Here is a 20442-nt window from a genome sequence, read left to right on the forward strand (position 1 = left end):
AAAAGGGAGGGATTCTTATGATGTACGCTCTATTGCTTGCCTCAGCTGTATCCTCGCCTATTCCACCAGCCGAGCGCCTCGCCTGGTGGAAGGAGGCGAGATTCGGGATGTTCATCCACTGGGGAGTTTATTCCATACTCGGAAGAGCGGAATGGGTGATGTACAACGAACGCATTCCCATCCCCGAGTACGAGAAGCTCTACCCCCAGTTCAATCCCACGAAATACAATCCCGATGAATGGGTCAAGCTGGCGAAAGAGGCGGGAATGAAGTATATCGTCATAACATCCAAACACCACGATGGCTTCTGTATGTTTGATAGCGCCCTCACGGATTACGACTGTATGAGCACTCCTGCCAAAAGGGATTTCATCGGCGACCTCGTCAAGGCTTGCAGGAAGCAGGGGATGAGGATAATGTTCTACTACTCCCTTCTTGACTGGCATCATCCCCATTATGTCCCTCGTCCCGCCTGGGTTGAGGACCCTCCCGGACATGAGCGAGATTTCAACAAGTATCTTGAATATATGTTCGGGCAGATAAGAGAGCTCTGCGAGAAATACAAGCCTGATGGTATATGGTTTGATGGCGGTTGGGAACACTCTCCCCAAGAATGGAGAGCTGAGGAGCTTTTGAAGATGATATGGAGGATTCTTCCCAATGCGGTCATCAACGACCGCACGGGATTGCCAGCGGACTTCTCAACTCCTGAGCAGTTCGTTCCGGGAGCGGGGATGGGTGAGCGTCTCTGGGAAACCTGTATGACGATAAACGACAGCTGGGGCTACAACGCCCACGACCACGCCCACAAATCCGTGCGTCAATTGATTCAAACCCTGGTTGATATAGCGAGCAAGGGTGGGAACTTCCTCCTCAATGTTGGTCCTATGCCCACGGGGGAGATTCAGCCTGAATTCGTTGTGAGGTTGAAGCAGATGGGCGCCTGGCTGAAGCAATATGGTGATGCAATCTACGGCACGGAAGGCTCTCCCTTCCCAGTGCATAATCCACCTCTTAACGGATGCACGGTAAAGGGGAACAAGCTCTTCCTCCACTTCTTTGAATATCCCACCGCTCCCGTTAAGATTGGGGGGTTGAAGACGAAGGTCAACAAGGCTTATATTATGAAAGACAAGACGCCGATTGAGTTCAAGCAGAAGGATTTGGAGCTTGTTTTGGATTTCCCACCCATTGTTCCCGACCCCTATGATACGATAGTTGTTTTGGAGCTCGCTGGTAAGCCGGAGGTTGAGTTTGCTATTCATCAATCCGAGAACGGCGAGGTTGAGCTACCGGCTAGGGTTGCTAAGGTTCATGGGCAGACCGCTCGCTATGAATCGGGTGGTGGGAAGGATAACATAGGCTATTGGACGGATGTAAACGATTGGGTCTCTTGGGATTTTGTTTTGGAGAAGGGTGGGGATTTTGAGGTAGTGATAACCTATGCTTGTGATAAGGGGACGGGAGGTAGCGAGTTCGCTGTGGAGATTGATGGGCAGAGCTTGAAGGGAGTAGTTGAGGAGACCGGTTCTTGGACGGATTTCGTGGATAAGAGCTTGGGGAATGTGAGTTTGAAGGCTGGTAAATATACATTGGCGGTGCGGCCATTAACGAAGCCCGGTGGTGCGGTGATGAACCTCAAGAGCGTGAAGCTATTGCCGAGATAAAGAGGAGAGGAAAAGCCAAAATAGAGGGGGCGTCCGAAGGACGCCCCCCTCTCTTTTACAATCTCTTGAAAATTTCTTTGAAATTGCCAAAATTTATCTTGGTGAAGAGAAATGAAAGAGGAACGACCCTCGTTCTCCCTTCCCGATTTGATTGACAATCGCAAGGTCACTGGCAAGACTTTAGCGGATGTCCTGAAAACGCTCCTCTTGGAAAGCAATCAGCCTAAATTATCCATTGCTACGGCTTTCTTCAACTTAGATGCCCTACGCTCCCTTGAGGAAACCGTCCTCAATCTATCCTCCCTCCGACTCCTATTGGGGAAAGAACAGGAGCAAAAATTCGTTTTGAAAGGATTTCGGGAGGACCTTGAAACCGCTGTCTCCCAATCCCTTTCAGTCTCCATTTCAGAAATCCAAGATTGGCTTGATTTTCTCAAAGACGACCTCGTCCAAGTTCGCCTCTACGAGAAATCTTTCCTTCATGGCAAGGCTTACCTCCTGGAGGGCGTTCCCTTCCTCGGAAACATAGGGATAGTGGGCTCCTCTAACTTCACAGGGGCGGGATTGAAAACCAATTTAGAGTTGAACGCAGTCTTGAAGCAGGAGAGCGCGGTGAACGAGCTTAAGAGATGGTTTGAAGCCCTCTGGGAGGAAAGCGTTGATTATAAATCCGAGTTTCTCTCCATCCTGAGCGATTTCACTCACCATTATACCCCTTACGAGATTTACATAAAGATTCTCTACGAAGCTTGGAAAGACCGCTTTGAAACGAGCCCCTCGGAAAAGGATGGCAAACCCTCGCCAATTGCCCTCACGGATTTCCAGCATCAAGGCTATCTTGCCGCGAAGGAGATTTTGGAGAATTATGGCGGTGTCATGATTGCTGATTCCGTTGGGCTCGGCAAAACCTATCTCGCCCTTCGCCTCCTTGACGATTACGCCTACCACGAGCGTCAAACAGCCCTCATCATCTGCCCCGCTTCTCTCATAGATAGCCTCTGGCGTCCACTTCTCCAGAGATACGCTATCCCTTACGAACTCATATCTATGGAGAAGGTAAGCCAAGCGGATTTCCCCTTCGCCGAGTATGCTGAGAAATTCAAGATTATAGTCGTGGATGAAAGCCACAATTTCCGCAATTCCCAAACCAATCGCTGGAAAAATCTTTTCCAGCTCATATCAAGGGGAGACAACGATAAAAAAATAATCCTCCTAACCGCTACCCCAATCAACAACAGCGTCTTTGACCTCTACAACCAAATTCGCTTTATCACAAGGGATTTTCGGGATTTCTTCAAATCTGTTGGGATTAAAGACCTTTTCCGCTATTTCTGTAAGGCGGATGGTGATAAAGATACCCTCTATGAAGTGCTTGAGGCGATAGCTGTGCGGAGAAGCAGGCAGTTCATTCGCTCAAATTATCCCCGAGCATTGATTGATGGTAAGCCAATCCATTTTCCCGAAAGGGAGCTCCATTCAGTCCATTACAGCCTCTCCGCGATTTACGGCAAAGACCTCTATAATAGACTCGCTTATGCGATAGAGAATCTCTTCTTCGCCCCCTATCAACCAGATTATTTCCGAAAGGATTTCATTGAAGCGATGAAGAGATGGAGTAAAAGGGAGGAATATCGCTATTGGGAATCTTTGAAGAGGCGATTAATGGAACTCGGCTGGGATGAAGACAAAGCGGAGGATTTCGCGAAAACTTATGGGAGGCAGAGGGCTCTCGTTCAGATTATGCGCATCTTATATCTCAAAAGATTGGAGTCATCCGTGGAGGCGATGCGGAATTCTCTAATTTATCAAAGGGATTTCCAGAAGGCTTTCCTCCAAGCCCTCAGGGAGGGAAGGCTTTTGGATAGCAAATCCTATCGCAGATGGCTCCAGGAGCTATCAGCCGATGATGAGGGAGAGGAGGGAAAGGATATAAGGGAAATCTTGGACAGCTTGCCCCTTCTCTCCAGTAAGGACTACGATATTCAAGCCTTGGAGCAAGCTGTGGAATCGGATATCCAAAGCCTTGATGAGCTCATTGGAGATTTGGAGAAACTGCGGGCGGAAAGGGACGATAAATTGGAGACCCTGCGAAATCTCTTGTTGAACGAGGTGAAGGGGAAGAAGGCGATAATCTTTTCCTATTTCAAGGATACAGCTCGCTATATTTATAATCAGTTGAGGAACGATGAGGATTTTATGCGGGGGATGGGGCTAACAGCCGAGCAATTCTCAATAATTGATAGCGGAGTAAAGCCGGAGGAAAGATTGGACCGCATCCGTAGATTTGCCCCCGAGGCAAACGAATTTAAGGACAAGACAACACCGGATAGGGAGATAAACCTCCTCATAAGCACGGATGTCCTGAGCGAGGGGCAGAATCTGCAAGACGCTTGCGTCCTCATCAACTACGACCTCCATTGGAATCCCGTTAGGATGGTTCAGAGGGCGGGGAGGTTGGACCGCATCGGTTCGCCCCACGATTTAATTCACATCTACAATTTCTTCCCCGAAGATGAGCTTGAAAGCCTTCTTCATCTTCTCCAAAGGCTTTATGAGAAGCTGGAGGCGATAAATCGCGCCGTTGGCTTGGATGTTTCCGTCCTTGGGGAAATGCCCAATCCTATGGATTTCAATACCCTGAGAAGGATTGAGGAGGGGGATGGCAGTGTAATGGATGAGTTGGAATCTGAAAGCGAGCTGAATATAGGGGAATTTCTTATGGAGGACCTGCTGAATTTCCTCAAAAGAATAGGGGAAAGGAAACTGAGCGGGATACCCAATGGTGTGGGGACGAGCAAGAAAGGGGAAAGGAGGGGGTTTTTCCTTTCCCTGAAGAATTTAAACACGGATAAACATTACTGGCTGTTTGAGGATGAGAATGGGAAATTGATAGGACTGGAGGGAGATAGGCTTGAGGCGATAAAGATGATTCGCTCCAAGCCTGATGAGCCAGCCCTCCCCATCCCTCCCGATTTTGACCCTCGGACAAAGATAGAGGAATTGAGGGAGAAGCTGTTGGAAATCCTTCGCCAGTCCGCTTATCATAAGTCTCCCCTGAAATCCCCCCAAAACAAGGTTGTCAGTTGGCTCAGAACCCTTCCTCCCTCATCTATGAGGAACGAGTTGTTAAGTTATTTCTCCCAGCCTCTGAGCGAGCTTGCCCTGAGGGAACTGCGAAGGATTTGGCGTGAGAGGACGAGGAAGAACGAGCAGGAATTTATGAGGGAATTGGAGGATTTTAGCAAACGATATCCCCAAGTTAAGGGGAGTGAAACGAAAGAGCAACGGGAGATAAATAAGGAGGATTTAGAGGTCATCGGTTGGGTATTGTTGCAATGATTCCCCGCTTTTTGCGAACCGTGATGGCGAAGCCGATTTCCTTCATCTTGCGAACTCACACTTTTATGCTAAAATAAAAGGTGATTGGCGATGAGTAACGGAGAACTAATGGAAATAAAGCAAAAGCTTGAAAAATGCGAGAATATTCCCTCACTCTACGAATTCTTCTCTTTCCTTGGCTATCCCGTTCTTCGGTCACTTGAGCGCGCCCCGGAATTCTCCGAACTTCCTACTGGCGCCCAGCAGCTCATCCATTCCGCCCACCTCATCTCCGATATAGATATAAACCAAATCTTCCGCATCTACCACATTGAGCTCAATCAAGATAAAATAAGAAGAACGGATATACGCAGAATCCTTGAGCCCTTCTATAGAAAATATTCCCACATTTATGCCCTTTTCGTCTTCTCTACGCCCAAAACTCCCTATTCGGAGCTTGCCTTCGTCTCCCCGGACTTCATTCCACTCAGAACGCGCGAGGGAAAAGATGGAATTCGCCTCCGTCTCCGCACCCTTTCCCTAAACCCCAAATCTCCCTACCGCACTGAGCTGGAAATCCTCAATGGGATTCGTCCCCATGGCGTCCTTGACCCCAATGAAATTTGGGAAAAACACAAGCAAGCCTTCAGCGTTCAGAGGGTAACCAAGCAGTTTTATGAGGGCTATAAACAAGTTTTTAACGAGCTCTTCACTCTCCTCAAAAGCCAACAGGGAGATTCCACCTGGGCACACTCCTTCTCCCATCAGCTCCTCAATCGTATTATGTTCTTGTATTTCATTCAAAGGAAGGGCTGGCTGATGGGGGAGAACGGCGAGCCCGCAAAGGATTTCATTCGCCAATTCTGGAACGCCTACAAGCAATCCAATCAACCTCCAAATACCTTCTACTCCAAATGGCTCTTCTACCTCTTCTTCTACGCCTTCAATAAGCACTCGCAGGCAAGATACGAATATCCGAAATGGCTCCCCAGTTGGATAGTAAAATCCTTCTCCGAAGCTCCCTATCTCAACGGCGGTCTCTATTCGGAAAACGAGTTAGATAGACAGCTTCAGGCAACCATTCCCGATGAATTCTTCGTGCACCTCTTTGATAGAACCAAAGACAATGACGGCAAAGATGATGAGAACACGCCTGGCTTCTTTGAACGCTACAATTTCACCATCGTTGAGAGCGGGCGCTTTGATGAGGAAGTCGCGGTTGACCCCGAAGTGATAGGGAAGGTATACGAGAGCCTTGTGAATATAGAGGAAAGGGGAGAAGAGGAAAAGGAGATAGATAAGCGGGGAATGGCTGGTATCTTCTATACTCCAAGGGTGGAGATTGACCTTATGTGTAGATTGAGCCTCGTTGATTACTTAACTAATCACTTGGGGGAGGGGTATCGCCAGCTTTTGAACGAGCTCGTCTTCTCCTATGAGGAAAGTGATAAGAACGATATTGACGGAAAAGTGGGAAAAGCGGGTTTGTGGAATCGTTTAGACCGCCTTCTAAGGGAGGTCAAAGTCTGCGACCCCGCCTGTGGCTCCGGCTCCTTCCTTGTGGGAATGCTCCTCGTCCTTGACGACCTCCAGGAAAGGGCAAATAGGTATTTGGGAAGAGAGGAAACCCCTTATGAGCGAAGGAAGAGGATAATTCGCGACCAGCTCTATGGCGTTGATGTTATGGAATGGGCTGTCCATATCGCCGAGCTCAGGCTCTGGCTTCAGCTCGTCGTTGAGACGGAACTACCAGAAAAGGCACTGCTTAGCAGTCCGCTCCTCCCTAACCTCTCCTTCAAGCTTCGTTCAGGCGATAGCTTGATTCAGGAGGTGGCGGGAATTAACCTCTCCCATTACCGCGAATATCTTGATATACCCTCAAAATTGAGGGATAGATTGAGGGAACTTGAGGAGAAGAAGAGGGGATACTACGAGGGAGAGCAGTGGCTAAACGAGGGTGAATTAAAGGCTGAGGAGAGAGAAATTTTCCTCGGCATCTTGGCGCATAAGAAAAACGAGCTTTTCAAGAGGAGAAGCGAGCTAAAATTAAAGATTTCCGCTCCGCCACAATCGGCGCTTCCCGGCTATGGAGAGCCAAGATATCCAAAGGAGAGGGAGAGCTGGCAAAGGGAGCTGCGGGAGGTAGAGAGGGAATTGAAAGAAGTGGATAAGGTAATACAGGAGCTTAAAAGAGAGGGGAAGACGCCTTTCCTCTGGAATATCGCCTTCCCGGAGATATTCAGCAAGGATAAGGGGGGATTTGATATCGTGATAGGCAATCCTCCCTATGTGAGGCGGGAGAAGATAGCACCTCCTCTTATGCGGGAGGAGGATTTTCCTCCTCGGGTTTGGGAGAGATTGAAGAAGGAATATAGGGAGAAATTGCAGGAATCGGTGGCTATGATTTGGCGGGATTTCTTCCGAAATAATCGCAGGCTTCAGGGGAAAAACGACCTCTATGTTTATTTTTATTTCCACGCCCTCAGCCTCCTAAATAAGAAGGGTTCTTTCTGCTTCATCACCTCCAACTCATGGCTTGATGTTTGGTTCGGGAAGGATTTGCAGGAATTCCTTCTCAGATATGGGCATCCGAAGATGATAATTGATAATAGGGCGAGGAGAAGTTTTGAGCAGGCGGATATCAATACCGTGATAGTTCTCTTGGCTCCGCCGAGCAAGGAAGAGGTGGATGATGAGGAGAAGGAGAGGAGATTCGTTCGCTTCGTAACATTCAAGGTTCCCTTTGAGGAAATTCTCCATCCCGTTATATTTGAGGAGATATGGGATGATGGAGAATATGAGAGGCGAGTGGATGTTGATATATTGGAGAGACGGGAATACAGGGCGATAAGAAGGGATGCTTACTCATTGTTGGTGGAGGGAATGGAGGAGAGCAAGATAGGTAAGGGGGTATATAGAGGGAACAAGTGGGGAGGGATATATCTGAGGGCGCCCGTGATATTTTTCAAGATAATGGAGAAGGGAGCGGGGAAGCTCGTCAAGCTCGGGGAGATAGCGAAGGTTGAGACGTATTTAAATACGGAGGCCGATGGATTTTTCCTCGTTAGGAAAGTCGGTGGCGATGAGTATATTTGTGTGATTCAAAATACATCAGAGGAGGGGCAGGGTAGAACATTTGAGATAGAAGCGAGATTCGTTAAGCCTTTGATCAAATCTCCTAACGAGCTTAGGCGAATTATTGTTTCAGCGAGTCAAACTCAATGGCTGCTTATCGTGTTCCCAGAAAAGGAGGAATTATTAACGGAAAGGGCTAAGGAATATATTAGATGGGGCGAAAGGATGGGATTTAGTCAAAGACCAGGTTGTCGGAAGCGTAGACCTTGGTGGAAGCTTCCACGACAGGCACATCGTCCCGGTAGAATAATGTGGAGTAGACTTCACCATGACCGCCACCTTGTTTTTTACAATCCGGAAGAGGTAGCTTATACCAATTTTTATGCAATATGGCCCACTGGTATGGACGAAAAGGTATTTACTGCTTTATTGAACGCAACATATTTAGTGCTCTTCAGGGAATTGGTAGGCAGAACGCCATGCGGAGGCGGTGTTCTAAAAACCGATGGTGTTGACATACACCGAATCCCTGTCATCAAACCGTCGCTCGTTCCACCATCCCAACGGGCTCGGTTGATTTGCGCTTTTGAGAGATTGGCGCAGAGGGAAGTGGGGAGTATTTTTGAGGAGCTGGGATTCGTGATTTGCAGAGAAAGGAGATGCCGAAATCCCGAGCATCCCTTTGAATTCGTGAATTCAGCGGAGCTGACCCTTGAGCAAGTGAGGAGAGCTTCTCCCGACCGCTTTGAGCTTGATAGCGTCGTCTTTGATATCCTTGGGCTCACGGATGAGGAGCGATTGGAGGTTTATCGAGCGGTTGCCGACCTCGTCAAATCCCGCCTCACAAAAGCAAGGAGCGTGTGAAAGTAAAAATATGAAATATAGTTCAGACCCTCTGCGAAATGTGAATGAGAGAAGCGACAGCGGTTGCTTAGGGTGTTTGATAAGTTATTTCGGACTTTATTTAATCCTGTGCATTATAGCATGTATAGTAGCTTTGTTCAGCTGGTTGGTTGAGAATTTTGGGGTTGGAGGAGTCTTGATATTTGCAATATTTCTCATAGCCTTTGTTTGGCTTATCCTTTGGGCGCGAGAGACAGCCGAAGAGAGCAGGGCTCGCAAAACCGCTCATAAAATATACGAAGATATGAGAGCAAACGCGCGCTCCGCTTCTGCAATATCTACTTCTCCAGAAAAGCGTTATTATCAGATTCTTGGTCTTAGCCCTGGAGCTTCTCCAGAGGAAGTTAAAGAAGCCTTTAGAAAATTGGCGAAACACTACCACCCTGACCTCGCCCAAACACCCGAGGAAAGAACACAGAGGGAGGAACAGTTTAAAAAAATAAACGAAGCTTATGAATATTTAAAAAGAAGGCCTATTAGCGAAAGCGAGAGAAGTTTTCCGCAGGATGAACCCCTTTTAGAAATGATATTTATTATATGTTTGGGTAGCCGACTATCCGATGTGGTCTATATCCGGCGAATGAGTGTTAGAATTCTTTCCGAAATTTGGTTAATCCCCGAACTTGAAAGGAAAATGAACTCAAGGATTCAACCCTGGTGGTCTACTTATATTTATTCAGTAGATTGTCTAATATCGGCTTTAAGCGATAAGGATAAAAGTGTCAGGAAAGCGGCACTAAAGTCGCTAAAGAATTTGACAGGCTATAATTTCGGACAAAATCCATCACTTTGGAGAGTTTGGTACAACCAAAAATTAAGAGTTTAAAAAGATTTGGAGGTGTAAGGATTGTTTAGTTCATCGGATATGGATTGTCTTTTTAAGGAATATACAGATTTAAAGAACAGAGAAACAAAGCTCAAATTAGCTATAGGCTTATTATCCCTTCTACTTCTTGGCACTATTGGTGTATTTTCTTCATGTTTAGTAGTTGAAAGAAGAATAGTTCACCAGAAGGAAGCGGAAATAAGACGGCTTTCAGCCTTGGAGAGCAAAGTGGAGGAAATCCAAGGCGAAAAGGAAAAGGCAAGTTCAGAGGCAAGGGATTTGCTGACCGAGGGCAAAGAGGTAGTAGATGATTTAATCCGTTTTTCTAAAATGCAGGGAGATCTTATTCAAATGCAGGAAAATCTCGTTATTAAACTCTATAAGCTTTCCAATCCTTCATATTGGTTAAATACGGAGCCATCCCAGATCAATTCCGAAATAGACCAGATTAAATCGATAGAATCGCAAATCTATACTGAAAGAAAAAAGATAAACTCTGCAGTAAATAAGATAAATGAGAAACTCAAAAAATGGTATGGAGAATTAAAGAACTTTTAGCGACAAACAAGAAAAAAGGGATAGCTGCCCTTCTATAATTTCCCCACTTATGTCCCAGCTCAGCAGAAAGTTTGGCATCCTTTGAAGTCTCAATCATCGGGGGAGAGTGCTTTTCTTTGTTTCATCTTAACTAAATAAAATTTTTTGCTTGCCTTTCTCCCCTTACTTGCTATTATTTTTTGAGAAATTTTGTTTAAATTATCAATAAAGGAGGTTATTGTTATGGAGACGCTGTTGAAGAGTAAGAGACCGCCGGTTATCCCGCTTCTGGGAGCGCCCGGCGTCCAGCTCTCTCGCACTACTCTCAGGGAAAATCTCTCCAATCCGGAAGTCCAGTTCAAAACACTCGCCCTCCTCTTTGAGAGATTTCAGCCCGATGGCATGTTCCCTATGATGGACCTCACTGTGGAAGCGGAAGCACTCGGCTTGAAAATTGAATTCCCGGAAAATGCCAATCCCTCCGTGAGAGAACATCCTGTCAGAGATAAGGAATCGTTTGAAGCCCTCAAGAGAAAGTCCCAGCCGATGAGCGGACGAATGCCCGTCTTCGTTGAAGTCGTGAGAAAGATGAAGCAAAATTTCCCCATCTTGGTCGGTGGATATGTCATCGGTCCCTTCACGCTCGCTGGGGAGCTCGCCGGCGTTGAGAATTTCCTTGAAATGCTCATCATAGACCCTAGCTTCGCTAAGGAAATCCTCTCCTTCGCAACTGATTTCGTCACTCGCTACGCTGAGGAGCTCTTCTCCGCTGGGGCGGATGTCGTGGCAATTTTAGACCCAACCTCTGTTACTTTGTCTCCTAAGTACTTCAATGAATTCTCCGCTCCCTATGTGAGGGAGATGGTGGAGAGGTTGGGGAAACCGCTTATCCTGCATATTTGCGGGAACACGAATCATCTCTTGGAGGCTATGGTTGAGACTGGGGCGGTGGGGTTGAGTTTGGATAGTATGGTGGATTTAAGGGAGGCGGCGGAGAGGGTGCCGAAGAATGTCGTTTTGATTGGGAATTTGGACCCCGTCAATGTTTTCCTCAGGGCTACACCGGAGATTGTTGAGAGAAGGACGAGGGAGTTGGTGGAACGGATGATGGGGGTGGAGAATTTCATCTTGAGTTCGGGATGCGATATTCCGATAGAAGCTCCGCTGGAGAATATCTCCGCCTTTATGAGGGCGGGTAGGGAAATAGCGTGATGATGTTGCGAGGCTTCCCTTTGGGAAGCCTCGCAATGACATCCTCCCTTTGTCATTGCGAGCGGTAGCGAAGCAATCTCGCTTTTAGTTTTTCATGAGATTGCCATGGGCTCCCTTTGTGAGCCCTCGCAATGACAGGAGGGCGGAGATTGCCACGGGCTTATTTATGGGAGGCTTAGGATGAGATGGTTTTTTTATCTCTCGGGTTTTTCCGCGCCTATTCGTAGGATGGAGAGAAAGGCTTCTTGGGGAACCTCTACCCTCCCTATCTTCTTCAATCTCTTCTTCCCCTCCTTCTGCTTCTCCAAGAGTTTCTTCTTCCTCGTGACATCCCCTCCATAACACTTCGCCAAGACATCCTTCCTCAGCGGTTTTATGCTCTGAGAGGCTATAACTCTTGAACCTATCGCCGCCTGTATCCTTACCTCAAAAAGCTGGCGCGGTATCGTCTCCCTCAACTTATCAACTAAAAGCCTTGCCTTCCTATAAGCCTTCTCCCTATGGGCGATAAACGACAAGGCGTCAACGGGAACGCCGTTAAGGAGAATATCCACCTTCACCAAATCCTCTTCTTTGTATCCCTTGAGTTCGTAATCCAGCGAGGCGAACCCCCTTGAGCGGGATTTCAGCTGGTCAAAGAAATCAAATATCACTTCGCTTAGAGGCATATGGTAGCGAAGGACGACTCTATTGGGTAGGGGATAATCCATCTCCAAGAGCTCGCCTCTCCTATCCTGACAGAGCTCCATAACACCGCCGATGTAATCGGCGGGAACGATTATCGTCGTCTCAACGAAGGGCTCCTCTATAGCTTCTATCACTTGGGGTGGAGGGAATTTGGCGGGATTATCTATCTCCAAAATCTCGCCCTTAGTGGTTCTCACCCTGTATTTCACGGAGGGAGCGGTGGCGACTATATCCAAATTGAACTCCCGCTCGAGCCGCTCCTGTATTATCTGCATATGGAAGAGACCCAAAAATCCGCAGTGGAAACCCATTCCCAAGGCGGGGGAGCTTTCTTCCTCAAAGGTGAGGGCAGCGTCGTTGAGCCTCAGCTTTTCCAGAGCGTCTCGCAAATCGTCGTAATCCGTTCCCTCGCCGGGATAGATTCCGCAGAAGACCATTGGCTTGGCGGGACGGAAGCCGGGAACGGGCTCCTTAGCGGGACGCTCAGCCTCCGTGACCGTATCGCCTGTTTGGGCGCAGCGGACATTCCTTATACCCGCGGCGAAATAGCCCACCTCTCCAGCTGAGAGCTCTTCAACTTCCTTCATTCGGGGCGTGAAGACGCCAACCTGCATCACCTCAAAGACCTCGTCTTCCTCTCTTCCCATCATCTTTATCTTCATTCCCTTTCTCAATTTCCCATCAAATAGGCGGACATAGACGATGACTCCCAAGTAGGGGTCGAAGTGGGAATCAAATATGAGGGCGCGGAGGGGAGCGGATGGGTCGCCTTTGGGAGGAGGGATCCTCTCTATTATGGCGTTCAGGACTTCCTCAACACCCCATCCCTCCTTAGCGGAGCAGAGGATGGCGTCGGAGGTATCAATGGCGAGCATTTCCTCTATTTCTCCCTTAACTCTTTCGGGGTCGGCTTGAGCCAAATCCATCTTATTGAGGACAGGGATAATCACGAGGTTGTGGTTGAGGGCGACATTTGTGTGGGCTACGGTCTGCGCCTCCACTCCCTGAGTGGCGTCAACAACGAGGAGGGCGCCCTCGCAGGCGGCGAGGCTCCTTGAAACTTCGTAGGAGAAATCAACATGTCCGGGGGTGTCAATTAGGTTGAGGATGTAGCCTTTATAGTGGATGCGGACGGGAGTGAGTTTGATAGTGACGCCGTGTTCTTTTTCCAGTTCCATATCATCAAGGAACTGCTCCACCCTTGTGCCGGGCGGTATGACGCCTGTGAGCTCAAGGATTCTATCGGCGAGGGTGGATTTGCCGTGGTCAATATGGGCAATAATAGAGAAATTTCTGATTCTCTCAAGCATCAAGCATATATTTTAACAAAATTCACCCTTTTTGCAAAGAAGAGGATAATTCCTAAAATATTGACTTCTCTATTTTATTCTCTTAGAAACGAGATTGCCACGGCTCCCCTACGGGAAGCCCTCACAATGAGAAAGTAATTTTCTCCAAAAGGCAAATTTAAGTTTCTCCCCTTCAACCATTATAATTTCCTTTAGGATGAGCGAAGGAGCTATTGCGGTTTATATTCATATTCCTTTTTGCATCAGAAAATGTTTTTATTGTGATTTCTATTCTCTCAAGTATGAAGAGGGGAGGGTGAGGGCATTCGCCCTCGCCCTCCTCAAAGAAATCCAATCCTACAAAAATATAAAAGCGAAAACCCTCTACTTAGGAGGAGGAACGCCTACCACTCTCCCAATCCACCTACTCAAAGAGATAATCTCATCTGCAAAAGAGAATTTCTCCCTCTCGCCGGACGCCGAAATCAGTGTTGAAGCTAACCCTGAAACTATTGATGAGGAAAAGCTCAAAGCCTTAAGGGAATTGGGGGTTAATAGGATAAGCATCGGAGTCCAGTCCTTTGATGATGACCTCCTCCGCTTCCTCGGACGAGTTCACAACGCTGATAAAGCGAGAAAGGCGCTTGAAAAGGCGCGTGAAGCGGGATTTGAAAACATAAACATAGACCTCCTTTTCGCCATCCCCGGACAAACCCTCCAGAACTGGAAAGAGACCCTTGAAGAGGCTCTTTTTTTCAAGCCAACCCATATTTCCTGCTATTCCCTCACCATTGAGGAGGGGACGAAGCTATTCAAAGATTTAAAGAGAGGGAAAATCTCGTCCGTGGAGGACGAGATTTCCGCTAAGATGTTTGAGCTTGGGGACGAAATTCTCACCTCCAATGGATATATTCATTACGAGATTTCAAATTATTCCCTTCCCGGCTTTGAGTGTCAGCACAATCTCTCCTATTGGCGGGATGAACCATATTTGGGGCTCGGTCCCTCAGCTGTTTCCTTTCTCCCTCCCTATAGGCTGAGAAATCACTCCTTGAGTGGATATCTAAGAGGGAAAAAGCGGATTTTGGAGGAGATAGTGGAGGAAGAGGAGCGGGAGAAGGAGAGGATAATTTTGGGTCTTCGCTTGAAGGAGGGGGTTGAGAAGGAGAGATTGAAGAGAGGGGATAAGGTTGAGGAGATGATTAGGGAGGGATTTATGGAGGAGGAAAATGGGAGAATTCGGTTAACGCTCAAGGGAATGTTGGTTTATAATAGCATAGTGGCTGATTTGCTTTGAAAGGAGAAGAAATCGGTAATGAAGATAAGCCGATTAGAATTGTTTATGGCGCTCTTCGCGATAATGTCATCAGTGGTTGAAGCAGGGGCTATGGATAAGCCGTTGTTAACCATTGCCCACTGCAGCGACCCTCACATCGCTCCAGATAAAGAAGAATACCATAGACATTTCTCTGCGGTTATTGATTATATCAATAAATCAAAGGTGGACCTCGTAGTCATCACGGGCGATTTAGTTGAGAGCCCCAAGGAAGAGAGCTTCCTTCTCTTCAAAGAATATATCAAAAGATTTAAGCCGTTGGTTTTATATTTGCCGGGTAATCACGATATAGGGAACAAGCCGAGCTTGGAAGGGAAAGTTACAAGGGAATCGCTTTTCTTTTATAAAAAGGTTATGGGGGAGGACCATTGGCATTACAACAAGAACGGGGTTCATCTCATAGGGATAGATAGCGTGATATTAAATAGCGATTACCCGGAGGAGGAGACGCAGAGGACTTGGCTTGTGAAGACTCTGAGGGAGATACCTCCTGGCGAGAAGATACTTATCTTCGCACATTATCCCTTGTTTCGCGATGAGCCGGAGGAGGTTCCAGCAAAGGGAAATTATTGGACAATTGACCCACCGGCAAGGGATGTGATTCTCTATTTGTTGTTAAGATACAGGGTTGCGGGTTATTTTTGTGGTCATTTGCATATCCCTATGAGCAAGGAAGCGAAGGGAATTAAATTCACTATTGCGCCGGCGATTTCTTTCAGCATTTCCGAAAATAAGGAGGACATCGGATTCAATATAATTAAAGTATTTCCCGACGAAATCCTTGTTGAGACTATTAGAATCAAGGATATGATGGAAAAATGATTTTAGGAGGTGCCAGAATGACGATGTTTTATGAAAGCAAAGGTAAATCCTTTGCGAGGTCCAAGTTCATTCTCTTGTGCTTATTGCTTTTCGCTTTGACCGGTTTCTCCCTTGATTTGAAGGGTCCGATTGTGCAGAATGTCACGCCTTATTCAGCCACAATCTCTTGGTGGACAGATGAAGAAGATAGTGGGAGGATTATCTATTCGGATGGGAAGCAAACATTAGAGGCTCAATCTCGGCGTGGAACATTTCAGAAGGTCAGATTGACAAATCTAAAACCATCCACTCTCTATACATATCGTTTGGAGGGGAACGGCTATAGCGCAGGACCATTTTCCTTCCGCACCGCTCCTTTGGGATTCAAACGCTTCCGATTTGTTGTTTACGGCGATACGAGAACGCAGGACGATGTTCATAGGGTGGTTTTGAGAGCGATAGTGAAGCACAAACCCGAGCTAGCCCTAAACACCGGCGACCTCGTTGCGGATGGGAGGGTATTGGAGCTGTGGAAGAATTTCTACTCCATCTCCACAATCTTGGCTTCCTCGGTCCCGCTCTACACCGTTTTGGGAAATCACGAGAAGAATTCTCGCTTTTACTTCCGCTTCCTTTCCCTTCCGGGAAACGAGAGATACTATTCATTTAACTGGGGAGATTGCCATTTCGTAGCCCTTGATAGCAATGAGCCCTATCTAAGCGACAAAGCCCAGTTGAAATGGCTTGAAGAGGATTTGGAAAGAAATAAAAATGCCCGATTTATAATCGTATTCTTCCATCACCCCGCCCATACTCTTGTTAAAGATAGAACAAGTTTTGCGGAAAAAGTTAGACAGACTCTCTGCCCGATTCTGGAGAGATATAGGGTGAGCGTGGTATTCAATGGACATGACCACAACTATCAGCATTTCCTCATAAACGGAATTCATCATATAGTAACGGGAGGCGGAGGAGCGCCGCTTTACGATATATCCTCCCCCGATAAATACACGATAAAAGCGGAGAAAACCCATAACTATCTAATCTGCGATGTTGAGGAGGATAGAATAGTATTGCGGGCTTATAGACTTGATGGCTCCTTGCTGGATGAGACGGTTATCAAGCCGAGAATCAAGGTCGGTCCGCCTTTCATTGAGAAGTTTCCCCAAATACAATTTTGGAAAAGACCGAAGGTCGTCAGTAAGCCTAAATAGGTGAAGGGATTCACTTTTAAAAAAGCTTGTGAGTATTTGGACAATCTGTCCCGTCTGGGAATCAGGATGGGGTTGGAGAATATCGGGAGGTTGATGGAGCTCTTGGGTCATCCGGAGAGGGCTTTCAAGGCTATTCATATAGGTGGGACCGTAGGGAAAGGCTCAACTGCCCATCTCGTTGCCTCAATTTTGAAGGAGGCGGGTTTTAAAACGGGACTTTTCACCTCTCCTCATATCTACGATGTTCGGGAGAGATTCAGGATAAATGGCGAGATGATTGGGATGAGGGAGTTCACCTCCCTTATTTGGGAGATAAAAAATAATATTGAGGTTATTGGGGATTTCCATCCTACTCAATTTGAGGTGCATACCGCTTTGGCTTTCCTCTGGTTCGCCCAAAGGGGATGCGATTTCGGGGTGATTGAAGTGGGGTTAGGCGGGAGGCTGGATGCGACAAATGTGCTCTCGCCCGCTCTTACAATCATAACAGATATCGGGATTGACCACACAGACCTTCTTGGCTCAACGATTGAGGAGATAGCGAGGGAGAAGGGAGGGATAATAAAGGAGGGGGTTCCGCTTCTCACATCGGCTGAGGGGAAGGCGTTGGAGGTTTTGAGGGGGATTTGCGAGGAGAGGGGAGCGAGAATTTTCCCCTTGGGAGGGGAGATATTTTGGGAGGAGAAGGACGGGCTCACGGTTCGTTCTCCTTGGGGAGAAATAAGGCGGATAAGGAGCGGGTTGAAGGGTAGGCATCAGAAAAAAAACATAGCGCTTGCCGTTTCCGCTGGGCTTTATCTGGGTTGTCCCGAATGGGCGATTAGGGAAGGGGTGAGAAAGACGAGGATTAAAGGGAGATTTGAGATAGTGGGAAGGAATCCTAAGATAGTATTGGATGGTGCCCACAATCCTCCCTCTATGAAGGCGTTAAGGGAGGCGATAGATAAATATTTTCCCAAAAGGGAAATCGTATTGGTTATGGGGATGTTGAGAGATAAGCCGATTGAGGATACGATGAGGGAAATAGTTCCCTATGCTCGGATGGTTTTTATTACCCCTCCACCCTCTGAGCGTTCAGCTGATCTAAAGGATTTGGTGATGATAGCGAGGCAATTCAACGAGAATGTGGTAGGTGTTGAGGATAATGTTGAGGCTTTGAAAATGGCTATTGATAGGGCAAAGGAGGGGGATGTTGTGGTTGTCACGGGCTCATTTTACCTCCTTGGGGCGTTGGGGAATATAAGGAGATTATTGAAGAACTGAACGATTAGAGAGAATTTTTTAAAATGCGCGCCCGCCGAAGGTGGGCGCGGCAATTTCTCATTTGTGGGGTCAAAAAAGAGACGGCTTCGTCGCTTCGCTCCTCGCAATGACAGACAGGTTCAGGCTCCCAATAAGATGTGTCATTGCGATGGCTCCCGTAGGGAGCCCGTGGCAATCTCTATAGGTTTGCTTCCCTTTGTATTTTGAATAATCCAAAAGTTGATTAAAATATGGTATTTGGTTATTCTTAAATAAAAGGAGGTAATGCGAAATGCCATTCGTTGAGAAGGAGATAGAGATTCATGCTCCCTTTGAGAAGGTCTTCCAAATAGCGAAGAATGTGGAGGAGTATTCTCAATTTATGCCCAGCATAAAGTCCGTTCGTGTCTTGGAGGAGGAAGGAAACAGGAGGATAACGGAGTGGATAGGGAGGGTTGAAGAGCTTGGCAGAACTATCACTTGGAAAGAGGAGGATGTTTGGGATCAGGAGCGTGGTGAATGCCGATTCAGGAGCTTGGAGGGAGATTTCAACAAGTATGAGGGGATATGGCTTTTCCAAAAGAAGGGAGATACGACTCTTGTTTCCCTTAGAATAGAATACGAGATGCATATACCTTTAATCGGTGCTCTCTTACAGGGCTTGATAAGGCGGAAGGTTGAGGAGAGCGCTAGCGATATGCTGGAAGGTTTGAAGGAGAGGTGCGAGCTTGAGGAAGTATGATGTGATAATCGTTGGGGCGGGACCAGCGGGGATATTCTCCGCATTTGAGATAAGCAGGGGGAACAGCTTCAAGGTTCTTGTAATTGAGAAGGGGGAAGACATAAGCAAGCGTGTTTGCCCTGCCATAGAGAGAGGGGATTGCTTACGATGTAAGCCCTGCAATCTATTGAGCGGATGGGGAGGGGCGGGTGCTTTTTCTGATGGTAAGCTGACGCTATCGCCTGATGTCGGCGGTTGGCTGAGCGAGGTTATCGGTGAAAGGGAGCTCAGCGAGGTCATAAATTATGTTGATGATATATTCCTTCAATTTGGTGCTCCCAGTCAGGTTTATGGAGCGGATGAGGCGGTTTTGAGGGAGTGGCAGAGGAAAGCTAACCTTGCGGAGATGAAGCTTCTCCCCAACAAGATAAGGCATATAGGGACGGAAAAGGCGAGGGAAATCCTAAGGGATATGAGAGGGGCACTGAAATCAGTTGAGGTTGCGACGGGGGAAACAGTGAGGAGGTTAATTGTGGAGAATGGGGAAGTGAAGGGAGTGGAGACGGAGAAGGGAGAGGTTTTCTATGCTCCCTATGTGATAGTTGCGCCAGGGAGGGTTGGCGCTGAATGGCTTGTGGAGGAATGCAAGAGATTGGGTATTCCCTTGAAATCCAATCCGGTTGATGTTGGGGTGAGGGTTGAGGTGCCAGCGGTGGTGATGGAGCCTTTGACTTCAACTCTATATGAGCCGAAGCTAATCTTTTATTCAAAGAGGTTTGATGATAAGGTAAGGACATTCTGCGTCTGCCCCAATGGCGAGGTGGTGAGGGAGTATAATAATGGGGTTTCAATAGTCAATGGGCATTCCTACGCGGATAGACCCACGGAGAACACTAACTTTGCCATTTTGGTTTCCACTTCCTTCACCGAGCCCTTCAAGGACCCTATTGCCTATGGCAAGTATATAGCCTCTTTGGCGAATCTCCTTTCTGGAGGGATAATGGTGCAGAGGTTGGGCGATTTGGAGGCGGGGAGGCGTTCAACATTTAGGAGGCTTGAAAAGGGATTGGTGAGCCCAACTTTGAAGGATGCGGTTCCGGGAGACCTTTCATTCGTTCTGCCATATAGGTATATATCGGATATTATGGAGATGCTTTTCGCTTTGGATAGGTTGATTCCCGGGGTGGCGTCGCGCCATACGCTATTATATGGAGTGGAAGTGAAGTTTTACTCCTCAAGGATAGCGGTATCGTCTGTGATGGAGACGCCGATAAGGAATTTATTTGCTGTTGGTGATGGGGCGGGGATAACGAGGAGTTTGGTGCAAGCATCAGCTTCTGGTGTGATAGCGGGTAGGGAGGTATTGAGGAGGTTGAGGGCTGGGTCAGTTGTTGCAAGAGAAGGAGAGCCTTAAAGAGGATTAAGATTTTAAGGGGTTGCGAGGGCTCTACTTAGAGGGGCGCGTGGCAATCTCTATGAGAGATTGCTTCGTCGCTACGCTCCTCTATGACAAAATGGAGAAATTCTTGGAAATAAAAAATTTTTCTTGACGAACTTGAATTTTGGGTTATTATAATAATAATAGAAGGGACAAGGGCGTCCCGCGTCGCGGGA

Annotated in this window: 13 protein-coding genes; 12 read left to right on the forward strand and 1 reads right to left on the reverse strand. The window is 47.4% G+C overall.

The genetic code is table 11. From position 1 onward, the window contains the following. Positions 1-17: 17 nt before the first annotated feature. The 6 genes from H5T88_00200 (at position 18) to H5T88_00225 (ending at position 11538) form a co-directional block, all read left to right on the forward strand. Positions 18-1667, forward strand: a complete 1650-nt coding sequence (locus tag H5T88_00200) for an alpha-L-fucosidase (protein MBC7328760.1) — start codon at positions 18-20, stop codon at positions 1665-1667. 111 nt (positions 1668-1778) lie between these two features. Next, complete coding sequence (locus H5T88_00205) at positions 1779-5006, forward strand: hypothetical protein (GenBank protein MBC7328761.1); 3228 nt, start codon at positions 1779-1781, stop codon at positions 5004-5006. Between the two features lie 84 nt (positions 5007-5090). Further along, on the forward strand, positions 5091-8924 hold the full coding sequence (locus H5T88_00210) for an Eco57I restriction-modification methylase domain-containing protein (GenBank protein MBC7328762.1): 3834 nt from the start codon (positions 5091-5093) through the stop codon (positions 8922-8924). Between the two features lie 283 nt (positions 8925-9207). Beyond that, positions 9208-9789 carry a DnaJ domain-containing protein gene (locus H5T88_00215; protein MBC7328763.1) on the forward strand — a complete coding sequence of 194 codons (582 nt, stop codon included), beginning with the start codon at positions 9208-9210 and terminating at the stop codon, positions 9787-9789. A gap of 21 nt (positions 9790-9810) precedes the next feature. After that, a complete protein-coding gene (locus tag H5T88_00220; protein ID MBC7328764.1) occupies positions 9811-10347 on the forward strand; it encodes a hypothetical protein in 537 nt (178 codons plus the stop codon). A 222-nt stretch (positions 10348-10569) separates the two neighbouring features. After that, positions 10570-11538, forward strand: a complete 969-nt coding sequence (locus H5T88_00225; GenBank protein MBC7328765.1) for a uroporphyrinogen decarboxylase family protein — start codon at positions 10570-10572, stop codon at positions 11536-11538. Positions 11539-11732: 194 nt separating this feature from the next. Here H5T88_00225 and lepA read toward each other — a convergent pair whose 3' ends face one another. Further along, a complete protein-coding gene (lepA, locus tag H5T88_00230; protein ID MBC7328766.1) occupies positions 11733-13535 on the reverse strand; it encodes an elongation factor 4 in 1803 nt (600 codons plus the stop codon). A gap of 196 nt (positions 13536-13731) precedes the next feature. On the opposite strand from lepA, the gene hemW reads away from it, so the two are divergent. From hemW to H5T88_00260, 6 genes are all read left to right on the forward strand, one after another. Beyond that, entirely contained in the window at positions 13732-14811 is a 1080-nt protein-coding gene (hemW, locus tag H5T88_00235) for a radical SAM family heme chaperone HemW (GenBank protein ID MBC7328767.1), read from the forward strand. Positions 14812-14829: 18 nt separating this feature from the next. Further along, positions 14830-15672 (forward strand): metallophosphoesterase, encoded by an 843-nt coding sequence (locus H5T88_00240; GenBank protein MBC7328768.1) that lies wholly within the window; start codon positions 14830-14832, stop codon positions 15670-15672. 17 nt (positions 15673-15689) lie between these two features. After that, a complete protein-coding gene (locus H5T88_00245) occupies positions 15690-16865 on the forward strand; it encodes a metallophosphoesterase family protein (GenBank protein ID MBC7328769.1) in 1176 nt (391 codons plus the stop codon). Further along, complete coding sequence (locus H5T88_00250) at positions 16866-18128, forward strand: bifunctional folylpolyglutamate synthase/dihydrofolate synthase (GenBank protein ID MBC7328770.1); 1263 nt, start codon at positions 16866-16868, stop codon at positions 18126-18128. 271 nt (positions 18129-18399) lie between these two features. Beyond that, complete coding sequence (locus tag H5T88_00255) at positions 18400-18849, forward strand: SRPBCC family protein (protein MBC7328771.1); 450 nt, start codon at positions 18400-18402, stop codon at positions 18847-18849. Then, positions 18836-20242, forward strand: a complete 1407-nt coding sequence (locus tag H5T88_00260) for an NAD(P)/FAD-dependent oxidoreductase (GenBank protein MBC7328772.1) — start codon at positions 18836-18838, stop codon at positions 20240-20242. The genes H5T88_00255 and H5T88_00260 overlap by 14 nt, the downstream gene beginning before the upstream one ends. Positions 20243-20442: the final 200 nt, after the last annotated feature.

Source organism: bacterium, from assembly GCA_014360495.1.
Lineage (GTDB): Bacteria > Armatimonadota > JACIXR01 > JACIXR01 > JACIXR01 > JACIXR01.